Origin of the sequence: Diaphorobacter sp., assembly GCF_050251835.1 — a bacterium.
Lineage (GTDB): Bacteria > Pseudomonadota > Gammaproteobacteria > Burkholderiales > Burkholderiaceae_C > JBFXIE01.
Genome location: NZ_JBFWLZ010000015.1, coordinates 24409 through 37419, shown reverse-complemented (window position 1 = coordinate 37419; position 13011 = coordinate 24409). Strand labels below are relative to the sequence as shown.

Here is a 13011-nt window from a genome sequence, read left to right as displayed (position 1 = left end):
CGGTCTAGCCGTCTTTTCGTGTTTGCTCGAGTGCCTTGATGCGCTCACGCAGCCGGTAAAGCTGCTTGAGCGTGGCAGCGTTTTTTTCCCAACTGGCATTTTCATCCATGGGAAAAACACCGGTGTACTGCCCCGGCCGTGAAATGGAATGCGTCACCACCGTGTTGGTGGAGATATGCACATTGTCTGCCAGCTGCAGGTGCCCGATGATGGACGCAGCGCCGGCAATGGTGCAATGCGCCCCGATGCGGGTGCTGCCCGCCACCGCAGCGCACCCGGCCATTGCCGTGTGCCGGCCAATGTGCACGTTATGCGCAATCTGGATCAGGTTGTCGAGCTTGACGCCGTCCTCGATCACCGTGTCTTGCAGCGCACCGCGGTCAATGCAGGTGTTGGCGCCAATCTCCACGTCGTTGCCGACAAGCACAGCGCCGAGCTGCTCAATCTTGACCCACTCGCCCTGCTGCTGCCGCGCAAAGCCAAAGCCATCGGCCCCGATCACCACCCCCGGGTGCAACAGACAGCGCTCGCCAATCGTGCAGCGCTCCCCCACCGTGACGCGCGACTTGAGCACCGTGTGCGCTCCAATCACGGCACCCCGTTCGACCACACACAGCGGGCCCACCGAAGCTGTCGGGTGCACCTGCGCCTGCGGATCGACAACGGCACTGGGGTGGATGCCCGCCGCCGGCCCCTGTCCATGCGCACGCACCCACAATTGAGTGACGCGGGCAAAGTACACGTAAGGATCATCGGTAACGATGCAGGCACCGCGGGCCAGCGCCGCAGCCCGCATGCCGGGCGCCACAATGACACAGGCCGCCTGGGAGGCGGCCAGCTGGGACTGGTAGCGCGGATTGTTCAGAAAGGCAAGATCACCGCTACCGGCTGACTCCAGCGGTGCGATGCGGAAAATCTCGCTATTTCTGTCTGCCCCTTCAAGGCTGCCCCCAAGTGCATCGACGATCTGCCCAAGTCGCAAGCTCACGCGCTACCTATCCTGTAGAAACGCTTTACTTGCCGCCGTTGGCAGCGTTCATCGCCTTGATCACCTTGTCGGTGATGTCGTGCTTGGGATTGATATAGACGGCCTCCTGCAGGATCACGTCGTACTTCTCGGCCTCGGCCACCTGCTTGACCACGCGGTTGGCGCGCTCGAGCACCTGACCCAGCTCTTCGTTCTTGCGCGCACTGAGGTCTTCCTGGAACTCGCGGCGCTTGCGTTGGAAATCGCGATCCTGATCGACCAGCTGACGCTGACGTGCGGCACGCTGGCTTTCGGCCATGGTAGGGGCTTCGCGTTCGAACTTCTCTGTGGCATTTTTCAGGGAATTACCCATGTCCACGAGTTCCTTTTCGCGCCTGGAAAACTCTTGCTCCAGCTTCGCCTGCGCCGCCTTGGCGGTGCCAGCTTCGCGGAAGATGCGGTCGGTATTCACGAAGCCGGCCTTGAATTCCTGCGCCTGTACAGGCAAGGCAGTCACCAGCGAGCCCAGTAGAACAACCAGGGGGATATGGCGGGAGAGGGATTTCATTAGAAAGACGTTCCGATCTGGAATTGGATTTTTTGGATTCTATCGCCGGCGAACTTGCGCACCGGCTGGGCAAAGGCAATACGCAGCGGGCCCAGCGGGGAGATCCAGCTGAGGCCAAGACCAGCCGAGGCACGCATGTCGCCAAACTCCCAGCTTTCATCCTCGCCGTACACATTGCCTGCGTCCACAAAGACAAACCATCGCAGCGTGCGGTCGTTACCGGCACCTGGAATCGGCGCGATGAGCTCGGCATTCAGCGTGACTTTCTTGGGCCCGCCCAGCGATGCACCAGTCACATCCCTGGGCCCCAGCGTGCCCTGGTCAAAGCCACGCACCGAGCCCAGGCCGCCGGAATAAAAGTTCTTGAACACCGGGAAGGGGCGGCCCCCCATGCCCTTGCCGTAGCCCAGTTCGCCATTGAAGGCGATGGTGTACTGCTTGTTCAGCGGAATGTACTGCTGATACTGGTAGTTGGCCCGCACGTAGCGCGCGTCGCCCGCCACGGACCATTCCGAATTGAGGCGCTGATAGCGGCCCGAATTGGGCGCCAGCGCGCTGTCGCGGTCGTCGCGCGACCAGCCAATCGTCAGGGGCACAGACGAGCTGGTTTCGCCAAAATTACGCGCATAGGCCAGGTAAGCGGCCGGGATATTGGTGCCGGACTTGATGCGGGTCTGCTCCAGACCGCCGCCGAAGAACACCGTATCCGTCTCGCTGAAAGGCACGCCGAAACGCAGGCTGGTGCCCGCGGTGACCAGTTCGTAGTTGCCGCCCTGCTCTTCGTAGGGCTTGGCCGTGCGGTAGTACAGGTCAAAGGTGCGCGATATGCCGTCGCGCGTGAAATAAGGGTCGGTGGTGGAGAACACCAGCGTGCGGCGGTACTTGCTGGTGTTCACGTCCACACCCAGGTAGTTGCCGGAGCCGAAGACGTTTTCCTGCTTGATGCCAAACGACACCGACACCTTTTCGGCGCTGGAGAAACCCGCCCCCAATTGCAGCGAGCCTGTGGGCTTTTCGGTCACGTTCACCACCAGATCCACCTGATCGGGCGCACCGGGCACTTCCTGCGTCTCCACGTTCACATCGGTGAAATAGCCCAGACGATCCACGCGATCACGCGACAGCTTGATCTTGTCACCGTCGTACCAGGAGGACTCGTACTGGCGAAACTCCCGGCGGATGACTTCGTCGCGCGTGCGGTTGTTGCCGCTCACGTTGATGCGGCGCACATAGGCACGGCGCGAGGGCTCGGCCCGCAGCACCAGGGCCACACGGTTGTTTTGGCGGTCAACCTCGGGCACGGCCTCGACACGAGCGAAGGCGAAGCCGAAGTTGCCAAAGTGGTCGGTGAAGGCCTTGGTGGTCTCGGCGACACGGTCGGCGTTGTAGGGCTCACCGGGGCGGATGGTGATCAGCGACTTGAACTCATCGTCACGATCGAGGTAGTTGCCCTCCAGCTTCACGCCGGAAACCACATAACTCTGCCCCTCGTTCACGTTGACGGTGATCGAAATATCCTGCTTGTCGGGTGAGATCGCCACCTGCGTGGACTCGATGCGAAATTCCAGGAAGCCGCGCGCCAGGTAGTAAGAACGCAGGGTTTCCAGATCGGCGTTGAGCTTGGCGCGCGAATACCTGTCGGACTTGGTGTACCAGCTCAGCCAGCCGCCCGTATCCTGGTCGAACAACCCCTTCAAGGTAGATTCGCTGAAGGCCTTGTTGCCAACGATGCGGATGTCCTTGATCTTGGCGGGCTCGCCCTCGGTGACGGTGAAGGTCAGGTTGACGCGGTTGCGTTCAATGGGCGTAACGGTGGTGACCACCTCGGCGCCATACAAGCTGCGATTGATGTACTGGCGCTTGAGCTCTTGTTCGGCACGGTCAGCCAGCGCCTTGTCGAAAGGACGCCCCTCGGCCAGGCCCACGTCGCGCATGGCTTTCTTGAGGGTGTCGCCGTCAAACTCCCTGGTGCCCGCGAAGTCCACGTCGGCAATGGTGGGCCGCTCTTCCACCACGACCACCAGCACGTTGCCCGATGCCTCCAGGCGCACATCCTTGAACAGACCCAGAGCAAACAGCGCGCGGATGGCAGCGGCGCCCTTCTCGTCGTTGTACTCGTCGCCCACACGCAGTGGTATCGATGCGAAGATGGTGCCGGGCTCCACGCGCTGCAGGCCTTCAACGCGGATGTCTTGCACTTTGAACGGCGCCAGCGCCCATGCGGCGTTGCTGGCAAAGACCATGGCCACGATGGCCGTTGCTGTGCGCACGCCCAGGCGATTGATATGTTTTCTCATGGATGAAGCTGGAGCCGCCATCGCAGCGCAAAGGCGGCAAAAAGATTAGCCAAAAAGCCGGGTGAGGTCATTAAACAGAGCGATGGACATCATGAAAAGGAGCACCGCGACGCCTGTGCGCTGCAGCCTCTCCATCCAGGCCTCGGATACACCACGCCCGGTCACGGCCTCCCAAAGATAATACATCAGGTGTCCGCCATCCAGGACGGGCAGCGGCAGCAGGTTCAGCACACCCAGACTGACACTGATGAGCGCCATGAAAGCCAGGTATTGGGTCAGTCCCATGCTAGCCGAGCGGCCCGCGTAGTCTGCAATCGTCAAGGGCCCGCTGAGGTTTTTGAGCGACGCCTCGCCAATCAGCATGCGCCCCATCATGCGCAGCGTGAGCACCGACACCTCCCAGGTGCGCTCCACGCCCTTCCACAGTCCTTCGACGGGGCCATAGTTCACATGGATCATGTCCGGCAGCGCACCTACGTAAGCACCAATGCGTCCCACGGAGCCGGAGGCATCCCGCACCACGTCAGGCCTGACGGCGACGTCAATCAAACTTCCGGCACGCTCCACGCGCCAGACCTGCTCAAGTGGCTCATGCCCCCGCACGGACGCGCGGATGAGCTCCCGCAGCCGGGATCCATCCACCACATCGACCCCCCCCACGCGCAGCACTTCATCACCCTCGCGCAGACCCGCGCGCTCGGCGGCGCTGCCGGGCATCACCTCTCCCAGGACAGGGCGGGTCCAGGGACCAGCGATGCCGATCTTGCGAAACAGCTGTGCGTCAGCTTCGCGCACGTCCATCTGATCCAGGCGCAGCAGCACCTCGCGCGGCGAAGATCCTCGCTCGGGCTGCAGCAACAGACGCACGTTCAGCGCGTCCAGCGCGCCGCGCGTGAGCACCCAGCGCAGGTCCTCAAAGGAGCGCACGGGCTCGCTGGCCTGATCGCCCACCACGGCCTCCACCACCAATTCCCCGCCCTTCAGGCCCGCCTGTTCGGCAATGGAGCCAGCCACCGGACTGGCCAAGTACGCCTTAGGCTCCTGAACGCCGATCCAGTTGACGGCGGCATACAGCAGCACCGCCAGCAGCAAATTGGCCAGCGGCCCGGCGGCGACGATGGCCGCACGCGAGCGCAGCGGCTGGGTGTTGAAGGCCAGGTGGCGCTCTTCAGGGGCCACAGGCGCCTCGCGCTCGTCGAGCATGCGCACATAGCCACCCAGGGGGAAGGCGCCAATCACGAACTCGGTGGGCGAGCCCTTGGGCTGCCAGCGCAGCAGCGGCTGGCCAAACCCCACTGAAAAGCGCAGCACCTTGACGCCGCAGGCCACAGCCACGCGGTAGTGGCCGTACTCATGCACTGCGATCAGCACACCCAGCGCAACAATGAAGGCAACAACGGTCAGCAGCATGCTTGGGGGTTCCTAAAAACAACAAGGCGCTTGGCGCCTGCCGGTCAGTGCCTGGAGCATAAAAGCGGTTCGCACGCTTTGCATGACAGGCGCGACAAGCTCACTTTTTTGCAGCGCATATCAATTGACAAAACCGTGCATCAGCTGCGTGGCGACCGCACGCGTGCGGGCATCCAGCTCCAGCAAAGCGCCGAGCGAGTCCGGGTTGGAGGGCTCCACGGCCGCCAAAGTTGCACAGTTGAGCGCATGGATCTGGTCAAAGCGTATGCGCTGGCCGAGAAAGGCCTCCACGGCCACCTCATTGGCCGCATTGAGCACAGCCGTGGTGCCCGGCGCCGCCCGCAGCGCCTGCCACGACAGGTGCAGCCCCGGAAAGCGCGCGGCATCGGCCTCTTCGAAGGTCAGCGCGGCCAGCTGCGCGAAGTCCAGGGGCGCGGCGCCGCTTTCCACCCGCTCCGGCCAAGCCAGACCACAGGCAATGGGCACGCGCATGTCAGGCGTGCCCAGTTGCGCGATGATGGACGCATCCACAAACTGCACCATCGAATGGATGATCTGCTGCGGGTGGATGACCACCTTGATCTGGTCAGGCGCCAGATCGAACAGCCAACGCGCCTCGATCACCTCCAACGCCTTGTTCATCATGGTGGCCGAGTCGATCGAGATCTTGCGGCCCATCGAAAAGTTGGGATGGGCGCAGGCCTGCTCGGGCGTCACGTCGCGCAGCGTGGCGGGGTCGCGCATACGAAACGGCCCGCCCGAGGCGGTCAGCAGCACATGCTGCACGCGCCGCGCCCAGGTGGCGGGGTCTTCGGGCAGACTCTGGAAGATGGCGGAATGCTCGCTGTCGATGGGCAGCAGCGTGGCGCCACCTTCACGCACGGCGGACATGAACACCTCGCCACCCACCACCAGCGCCTCTTTGTTAGCCAGCAGCAGACGCTTGCCCGCGCGTGCGGCCGCCAGACACGGTGCCAAGCCGGCAGCTCCCACGATGGCGGCCATCACGGCATCCACCTGTTCGTGCGACGCTATCACATCAAGAGCATCTGGCGCTTTTAGCACCTGGGTTGGAAGGCTGTTTTGCTTGATTTTTTCGGCTAGCAGTTCCGCGTGCGGCGCGCTGGCCATCACCGCGTAGTGCGGGCGAAACTGCGCGCACTGGGCCAGCATCAGATCCACCTGCGTGGCGGCGCTCAGGGCGAAGACCTCATAGCGGTCGGGGTGGCGGGCCACCACGTCGAGCGTGTTGGTGCCGATGGAGCCGGTGGAGCCCAGAATCGTGAGACGTTGTTTCATGCAGTTGCAAAGTGAGAGAGCATCATGGCCAGCGGCAGTGTGGGTAGCAACGCGTCGATGCGGTCGAGCACGCCGCCGTGGCCGGGTAGCAGGCCGCTGCTATCCTTGACGCCCGCGCTGCGCTTGACCAGCGACTCGACCAGATCACCCACCACACTCATGGTGGCCATAAACACCGCGCCGACGATGAGCAACCCCCACCCTTGCTGCGCCAGGCGGGTGTAGAAACTGGGCACATCGGCCTGCCAGATGGCGTCGCCCGCCACCCATGCAAGCGCCAGCACCAACACGCCCGCCATGCCGCCCCACACCCCCTCCCAGCTTTTGCCGGGACTGATGGACGGCGCCAGCTTGTTGCGGGTGAAGCGCAACCCGAAAGCCCGCCCCGCAAAGTAGGCAAAGATGTCTGCTGCCCAGACCAGGGTCAGCACGGACATCAGAAAGTTGATGCCCTGCACGCGCGCCTGCACCACGGCCAGCCACGCCAACCACAGCGCCAGCACGCCACCCACAACCCGCAGAGCGCGCGGCACGCGGGGCCATCCCTCCACGCCTGCGCGCAGCAGCCAGGCACCGCACAAGACCCAGGCTGCGCCACCAAACGTCCACAACCAGGGCAGCGGTTGCTGCAGCCAGCCGCCCGCCCAGCTGAGGCCGCACAGCAGCACGCACAGCGCACCCAGCGCCACGCTAACACCATCGCCCAATCCATTGAGCCGACCCCACTCCCATGCGCCAGCAGCCATGAGCACCAGCGCAATCGCTGCAAAGGGCACATATGAGGGATACCACAGCGCCGGCAGCAAGATGGCCAGCAGAACCAAGGCGGTGATGACACGTTGCTTGAGCATCAGGGCCCCTTTGTCAGTGTGGAAGGCGGCAGCATCAGATACGCAGACCGTCGGGATCCGCCGACTGCAGCTGCGCGGAGGTGCGACCAAAACGACGCTCGCGCGCGGCGTAGTCTGCAAAGGCCTGATCCAGCACGGACTCGTCGAAGTCGGGCCAGAGGCGGTCGCTGAAGTACAGCTCGGTGTAGGCGGCCTGCCATAGCAAAAAGTTGCTCAGACGCATCTCCCCGCCGGTGCGAATCAGCAGGTCAGGGTCGGGCACATGGGCCAGGCCCAGGGCGGCATTCAGGCTGGACTCGGTGATCGGCTCGCCCCGCGCGGCCAGCGCAGCGGCAGCCTGGGTGATGTCCCAACGCCCGCCGTAGTTGAAGCACACGTTGAGCACCAGCCGCTGATTGCCTGCCGTGGCCGCTTCGGCCTGCCGCAAACCGTCACGCACCTTGGCGGACAGGCCGGTCTGCTCGCCCACGAAGTGCAGTTGTACGCCGTCTTGTGCAAGCTGGGGCACCTCTCGCGTCAAGGCTTTGGCCAGCAGCTCCATAAGGCCGGAGACCTCATCGGCAGGGCGATTCCAGTTTTCGGAAGAAAACGCAAACACTGTCAGCACGCGCACGCCGCGCTCGACGCACGCACGCACACAGCGCCGCAACGACTCCACCCCCTGGCGATGCCCTGCCAGGCGTGGCAACAAGCGGCGTGTGGCCCAGCGGCCATTGCCATCCATGACGATGGCGACGTGGTGGGGAATGGCTCCCTGCGCAGTGGACATGAATCCTGGACCGACCTGCCAAACGGGTCAGATCGCCATGATTTCCTGTTCCTTGGCCGCAACCAGGGAGTCGATCTCTGCGATGTGCTTGTCGGTGGTCTTCTGGATGTCCGCTTCGGAGCGCTTTTGCTCATCCTCAGAGGCCAGCTTGTCCTTGACCAGCTTTTTGACGCCCTCATTGGCGTCGCGGCGCAGATTACGGATGGCTACCTTGGCGCCCTCGCCTTCGGTGCGCGCCAGCTTGGTCATCTCCTTGCGGCGCTCTTCGCTCATGGGCGGCATGGGCACACGGATCAAGTCGCCCATGGAGGCAGGATTCAGGCCCAGTTCGCTCTCGCGGATGGCCTTCTCGATCTTGGCGCCCATGTTCTTTTCCCAGGGCTGCACACTGATGGTGCGCGCGTCCAGCAGCGCCACGTTGGCCACCTGCGACAGCGGCACCATGGAGCCGTAATACTCGACGTGGATGGTGTCGAGCAACTGCGGGTTGGCGCGGCCGGTGCGGATCTTGGCCAGGTTGTTCTTGAAGGCGGCGATGGACTGATCCATCTTGGCTTCGGTGTTCTTCTTGATGTCGGCTATCGTCATGTGAGGTTCCTCTGCAAGCAGGCAATCAGTGCGTGAATGCCGTACACGGCAAAGCTTTCAAGCGTACACCAATGTGCCTTCGTCCTCGCCCATCACCACGCGCTTGAGCGCACCCGGCTTGAGAATGGAGAACACGCGGATCGGCAGCTTCTGATCGCGGCACAGGGCAAACGCCGTCGCATCCAAGATGCCCAGGTTGCGCACCATGGCCTCGTCGAACGTGAGCTTGGCGTAACGCGTGGCGGTCGGGTCTTTCATGGGGTCGGCGGTATAGACACCATCCACCTTGGTCGCTTTGAGCACCAGCTCGGCGCCGATCTCGGCGCCGCGCAGTGCCGCCGCCGTGTCCGTCGTGAAGAACGGGTTGCCCGTTCCGGCGGCGAACACCACCACCTTGCCCTCTTCGAGGTATTGCAGTGCCTTGGGCCGCACGTAAGGCTCCACCACCTGCTCGATGCCGATGGCGGACATCACGCGCGCCGTCAGCCCTTGCTTGTTCATGGCGTCGGCCAGGGCCAGCGCATTCATGACGGTGGCCAGCATGCCCATGTAATCGGCCGTAGCGCGATCCATGCCCACGGATCCGCCCGCCACACCGCGGAAGATGTTGCCCCCACCAATCACCACGGCCACCTGGACGCCCAGAAGCGTGACCTCTGCGATCTCCTCGACCATGCGCACGATGGTGGCGCGATTGATACCAAATGCATCATCGCCCATGAGCGCCTCACCAGACAACTTGAGCAGGATGCGCTTGTGGGCTGGTGCGGCGGGGGTCATGGGCAATTCTCCGTAAGGCTGGGCAGGATGGGGCGGACGAGGCGAAGGGCGGACGCTATCAGGCGGCAGACTTGGCGGCTGCGACCTGTGCGGCCACTTCGGCGGCGAAGTCGTCCACCTTCTTCTCGATGCCTTCGCCCACCACGTACAGGGTAAAGCCCTTCACATTGGTGTTCGCAGCCTTGAGCATCTGGGCCACGGTCTGCTTGCCGTCAGCAGCCTTCACAAAGACCTGGTCGGCCAGCGAGACTTCCTTGAGGTACTTTTGCACCGCGCCGTCGATGCGCTTGGCGGTGATTTCCGCGCTCTGCGCGGGCTTGCCGGCAGCCACCAGCTCTTTGTTGGCTTCTTCGGCCTTGCCCTCGGCCACAGCACGCTCCTTGGCGATCAGCTCGGCAGGCACGTCGGCGCTGGTCAGGGACACGGGCTTCATGGCAGCGACGTGCATGGCCACATCCTTGGCAGCCGCTGCGTCACCGTCGAACTCGACGACCACGCCGATGCGCGAGCCGTGCAGGTATGCAGCCAGGTTGGAGCCGTCAAAGCGCTTGAAACGGCGGAACGACATGTTCTCGCCGATCTTGCCGATCAAGCCCTTGCGCACGTCTTCCAGCGTGGGACCGAAACCATCCTGTTCGTAAGCCAGTTGGCCCAGGGCTTGCAAGTCCGCGGGGTTGTGCTCGGCGATCAGCTTGGCGGCGGCATTGGCCATGGCGATGAAGCTGTCGTTCTTGGACACGAAGTCGGTCTCGCTGTTCACCTCGATCAGCGCACCCACGGTGCCGTTGATGAAGGACGCCACCACGCCTTCGGCCGTCACGCGGGAAGCGGCCTTGCCAGCCTTGGTACCCAGCTTGACGCGCAGCAGTTCTTCGGCCTTGGCCATGTCGCCCTCGGCTTCGGTCAGTGCTTTCTTGCACTCCATCATGGGGGCGTCGGTCTTGGCGCGCAGTTCGGCGACCATGCTTGCGGTAATTGCAGCCATCGTGTTTCTCCAGTTCTCGGGTTCAGTTCTTGCAGGATCAAAAGCTAAAAAAAAGGGGGCTCACCAGGGGCCCCGCTTTTTTGCGACGCATCGCGCAGCCCGTTATTAGGCGGCGTTTTCGTCCACTTCCACGAATTCGTCGGAGCCTTCGCCGGCAACAGCCTTCACAACGTCGTTCACGGCGTTGGCGCGGCCTTCCAGGATGGCGTCGGCAATGCCGCGAGCATACAGAGCCACGGCCTTGGCGGAGTCGTCATTGCCAGGAATCACGTAGTCGATGCCTTCGGGCGAGTGGTTGGAATCCACCACGCCGATCAGCGGAATGCCCAGCTTCTTGGCCTCAGCCACTGCAATCTTGTGGTAGCCCACGTCGATCACGAAGATGGCGTCAGGCAGGGCCGTCATGTCCTGGATGCCGCCGATATCCTTTTCCAGCTTTTCCAGCTCGCGGGCAAACATGAGCTGCTCTTTCTTGCTCATGCTTTCGAGGCCGGCTTCCTGCTGGGCCTTCATGTCCTTCAGGCGCTTGATGGATGTCTTGACGGTCTTGAAGTTGGTCAGCATGCCGCCCAGCCAACGCTGGTCCACGAAGGGCACGCCAGCGCGCTGCGCCTGCTCGGACACCAGCTCGCGGGCCTGGCGCTTGGTGCCGACCATCAGAATGGTGCCGCGATTGGCCGCCAGCTGCTTGGCGAACTTCTGCGCCTCCTGGAACATCGGCAGCGATTTTTCCAGGTTGATGATGTGAATCTTGTTGCGATGGCCAAAGATGTAGGGGGCCATCTTGGGGTTCCAGAAGCGTGTCTGGTGACCAAAGTGGACACCGGCTTCCAGCATTTCGCGCATGGTGACGGACATGAAGTTTCTCCGAAGGTTGGGTCTAAAATCCAGCGCCAATAATCACGATCCGCCAGAGCCAGCAAGTGCGCGCCGGCAATATGCCTGGCATTTGAATCACTGCTGTTCAACTGTGTTGTGCGGGCCGCAACACCTTGTGGGGGCTGGTTTGCGATTAGCCTCACCGATTACTGCGCGCCGCGCCTGCGTTGATTACGCATCCACAGCGGCCCAGATACCAGCAAAGCCGAAAGAGTTTAGCACATGCCCATGCATCCCGACCTTATATCTGTCCGCAGCCAGATCACTGGCGAGCGTGTCAGTGCGCTTGACGTACTGGAGCGCTGCATCGCCGCGGCCGAGTCCCCCGTCTGCGCCCATGTTTTTCGCCAGACCTGCTACCCCGCAGCCCGCGCAGCGGCCACCGCCGCGGGCGTGGAGCAACGGCCGCTGGCCGGACTTGCCGTATCGGTCAAGGATCTGTTTGACGTCCAGGGCATGACGACTGCCGCGGGCTCCGCCGTGCTGGCGGACGCACCACCCGCGCAGGCTGACAGCCCGGCCGTGGCGCGCCTGCGCCGCGCAGGGGCGGCGATCATCGGGCGCACCCATATGGTCGAGTTCGCCTTCTCGGGCGTGGGCGTGAACCCCCATTTCGGCACGCCAGCAGCCTACGACACACGCCACGGCGCCCTGCCCGGCCCGGCGCGCGTGTGCGGCGGTTCCTCGTCGGGCGCGGGGGTGTCGGTGGCCACGGGCGCGGCCTTCATCGGGCTGGGCTCGGACACCGGTGGCTCCATCCGCATACCGGCCGCGCTCAATGGCATCGTGGGTTTCAAAAGCACCGCGTGCCTGGTGCCCACGACAGGCACGGTGCCGCTGTCCACCACGCTGGACACCGCCTGTGCGCTGACCCGCACGGTGCGCGACGCCATCGTGGCGCACGAAATCCTGGCCGCGCGGCGCATCACGCGCAGCCCTGCGCCGTTGTCTGCATGGCGGCTGGCCGTGCCCTCCACGCTGTTTCTTGACGGGTTGGATGACACCGTCGCTGCGGCATTCGAGCGCACGCTGACCCAGTTGCGCCGCGCGGGCGCGCACATCACCGAGATCGCCCTGCCCGAGACCGCGCAGCTGGCCGAGGTGAATGCCACAGGCGGTTTTTCCGCCGCCGAGAGCTACGCCTGGCACCGGACGCTGCTGCAGCGAAGCGGCAGCGGCTACGACCCGCGCGTCAAAAGCCGCATCGAGCGCGGCGCCAGCATGTCCGCCGCCGACTACATCGACCTGCTGCAGGCGCGCCGCGCATGGATTGAGCGCATGCGGGCGGCCACAGCGGGCTTTGACGCCCTGCTGTCGCCCACGGTGCCCATCGTGGCGCCCACCATCGCGTCGGTGGCGCCTGGCAACGAGCGCGATGCCGAATTTTTTCGCGTCAACGGTCTGCTGCTGCGCAACACCGGCGTGGTCAACATGCTGGACGGCTGCGGCCTGTCGCTGCCCTGCTACCAGGCGGGCGAGCTGCCGGTGGGCCTGATGGTGTGGCATGGCGCGCTGCGCGACGACGCGGTGCTCAACATCAGTCTGCTGATCGAGAAGGAACTACAAAAATAGTAGCTGCCAGCGCTTATCCTTTCTGGGTTAGACGCACTTTTCACTC

12 protein-coding genes are annotated in these 13011 nt (G+C 63.7%); 1 reads left to right on the top strand and 11 read right to left on the bottom strand.

From position 1 onward, the window contains the following. Positions 1-4: 4 nt before the first annotated feature. The 11 genes from lpxD to rpsB form a co-directional block, all read right to left on the bottom strand. Positions 5-988 (bottom strand): UDP-3-O-(3-hydroxymyristoyl)glucosamine N-acyltransferase, encoded by a 984-nt coding sequence (gene lpxD, locus AB7E35_RS07350; RefSeq protein ID WP_428163334.1) that lies wholly within the window; start codon positions 986-988, stop codon positions 5-7. 25 nt (positions 989-1013) lie between these two features. Further along, positions 1014-1535 carry an OmpH family outer membrane protein gene (locus AB7E35_RS07345; RefSeq protein ID WP_428163335.1) on the bottom strand — a complete coding sequence of 174 codons (522 nt, stop codon included), beginning with the start codon at positions 1533-1535 and terminating at the stop codon, positions 1014-1016. Continuing rightward, a complete protein-coding gene (gene bamA, locus AB7E35_RS07340; protein ID WP_428163336.1) occupies positions 1535-3832 on the bottom strand; it encodes an outer membrane protein assembly factor BamA in 2298 nt (765 codons plus the stop codon). The genes AB7E35_RS07345 and bamA overlap by 1 nt, the downstream gene beginning before the upstream one ends. A 45-nt stretch (positions 3833-3877) precedes the next feature. Next, the gene (gene rseP, locus AB7E35_RS07335; protein WP_428167328.1) at positions 3878-5242 is read right to left on the bottom strand and encodes an RIP metalloprotease RseP; all 1365 of its coding nucleotides are present in this window, start codon (positions 5240-5242) and stop codon (positions 3878-3880) included. A gap of 120 nt (positions 5243-5362) precedes the next feature. Then, positions 5363-6541: a 1-deoxy-D-xylulose-5-phosphate reductoisomerase gene (ispC, locus tag AB7E35_RS07330; protein ID WP_428167327.1), complete on the bottom strand. Its 1179-nt coding sequence runs from the start codon at positions 6539-6541 to the stop codon at positions 5363-5365. Beyond that, positions 6538-7392, bottom strand: coding sequence for a phosphatidate cytidylyltransferase (locus AB7E35_RS07325; RefSeq protein WP_428163339.1), 855 nt, complete (start codon positions 7390-7392; stop codon positions 6538-6540). Before AB7E35_RS07325 ends, ispC begins: the two co-directional genes overlap by 4 nt. A 34-nt stretch (positions 7393-7426) precedes the next feature. Then, a complete protein-coding gene (uppS, locus tag AB7E35_RS07320) occupies positions 7427-8161 on the bottom strand; it encodes a polyprenyl diphosphate synthase (protein WP_428163340.1) in 735 nt (244 codons plus the stop codon). 27 nt (positions 8162-8188) lie between these two features. Further along, positions 8189-8749 carry a ribosome recycling factor gene (gene frr, locus AB7E35_RS07315; RefSeq protein ID WP_428163341.1) on the bottom strand — a complete coding sequence of 187 codons (561 nt, stop codon included), beginning with the start codon at positions 8747-8749 and terminating at the stop codon, positions 8189-8191. 57 nt (positions 8750-8806) lie between these two features. Further along, positions 8807-9529, bottom strand: coding sequence for a UMP kinase (pyrH, locus tag AB7E35_RS07310; RefSeq protein WP_047351149.1), 723 nt, complete (start codon positions 9527-9529; stop codon positions 8807-8809). Positions 9530-9587: 58 nt separating this feature from the next. Beyond that, positions 9588-10514: a translation elongation factor Ts gene (gene tsf / locus AB7E35_RS07305; protein ID WP_047351148.1), complete on the bottom strand. Its 927-nt coding sequence runs from the start codon at positions 10512-10514 to the stop codon at positions 9588-9590. Positions 10515-10619: 105 nt separating this feature from the next. Further along, positions 10620-11372 (bottom strand): 30S ribosomal protein S2, encoded by a 753-nt coding sequence (gene rpsB / locus AB7E35_RS07300; RefSeq protein WP_047351147.1) that lies wholly within the window; start codon positions 11370-11372, stop codon positions 10620-10622. A gap of 249 nt (positions 11373-11621) precedes the next feature. Here rpsB and AB7E35_RS07295 point away from each other — a divergent pair, with 249 nt between their 5' ends. Further along, entirely contained in the window at positions 11622-12965 is a 1344-nt protein-coding gene (locus AB7E35_RS07295) for an amidase (protein WP_428167338.1), read from the top strand. Positions 12966-13011 lie beyond the last annotated feature (46 nt).

Excerpts from the sequence above, each read along its gene's own strand:
- AB7E35_RS07345 (WP_428163335.1), bottom strand. The coding sequence starts at position 1,535 with ATGAAATCCCTCTCCCGCCATATCCCCCTGGTTGTTCTACTGGGCTCG.
- bamA (WP_428163336.1), bottom strand. The coding sequence starts at position 3,832 with ATGAGAAAACATATCAATCGCCTGGGCGTGCGCACAGCAACGGCCATC.
- rseP (WP_428167328.1), bottom strand. The coding sequence starts at position 5,242 with ATGCTGCTGACCGTTGTTGCCTTCATTGTTGCGCTGGGTGTGCTGATC.
- ispC (WP_428167327.1), bottom strand. The coding sequence starts at position 6,541 with ATGAAACAACGTCTCACGATTCTGGGCTCCACCGGCTCCATCGGCACC.
- AB7E35_RS07325 (WP_428163339.1), bottom strand. The coding sequence starts at position 7,392 with ATGCTCAAGCAACGTGTCATCACCGCCTTGGTTCTGCTGGCCATCTTG.
- uppS (WP_428163340.1), bottom strand. The coding sequence starts at position 8,161 with ATGTCCACTGCGCAGGGAGCCATTCCCCACCACGTCGCCATCGTCATG.
- frr (WP_428163341.1), bottom strand. The coding sequence starts at position 8,749 with ATGACGATAGCCGACATCAAGAAGAACACCGAAGCCAAGATGGATCAG.
- pyrH (WP_047351149.1), bottom strand. The coding sequence starts at position 9,529 with ATGACCCCCGCCGCACCAGCCCACAAGCGCATCCTGCTCAAGTTGTCT.
- tsf (WP_047351148.1), bottom strand. The coding sequence starts at position 10,514 with ATGGCTGCAATTACCGCAAGCATGGTCGCCGAACTGCGCGCCAAGACC.
- rpsB (WP_047351147.1), bottom strand. The coding sequence starts at position 11,372 with ATGTCCGTCACCATGCGCGAAATGCTGGAAGCCGGTGTCCACTTTGGT.
- AB7E35_RS07295 (WP_428167338.1), top strand. The coding sequence starts at position 11,622 with ATGCATCCCGACCTTATATCTGTCCGCAGCCAGATCACTGGCGAGCGT.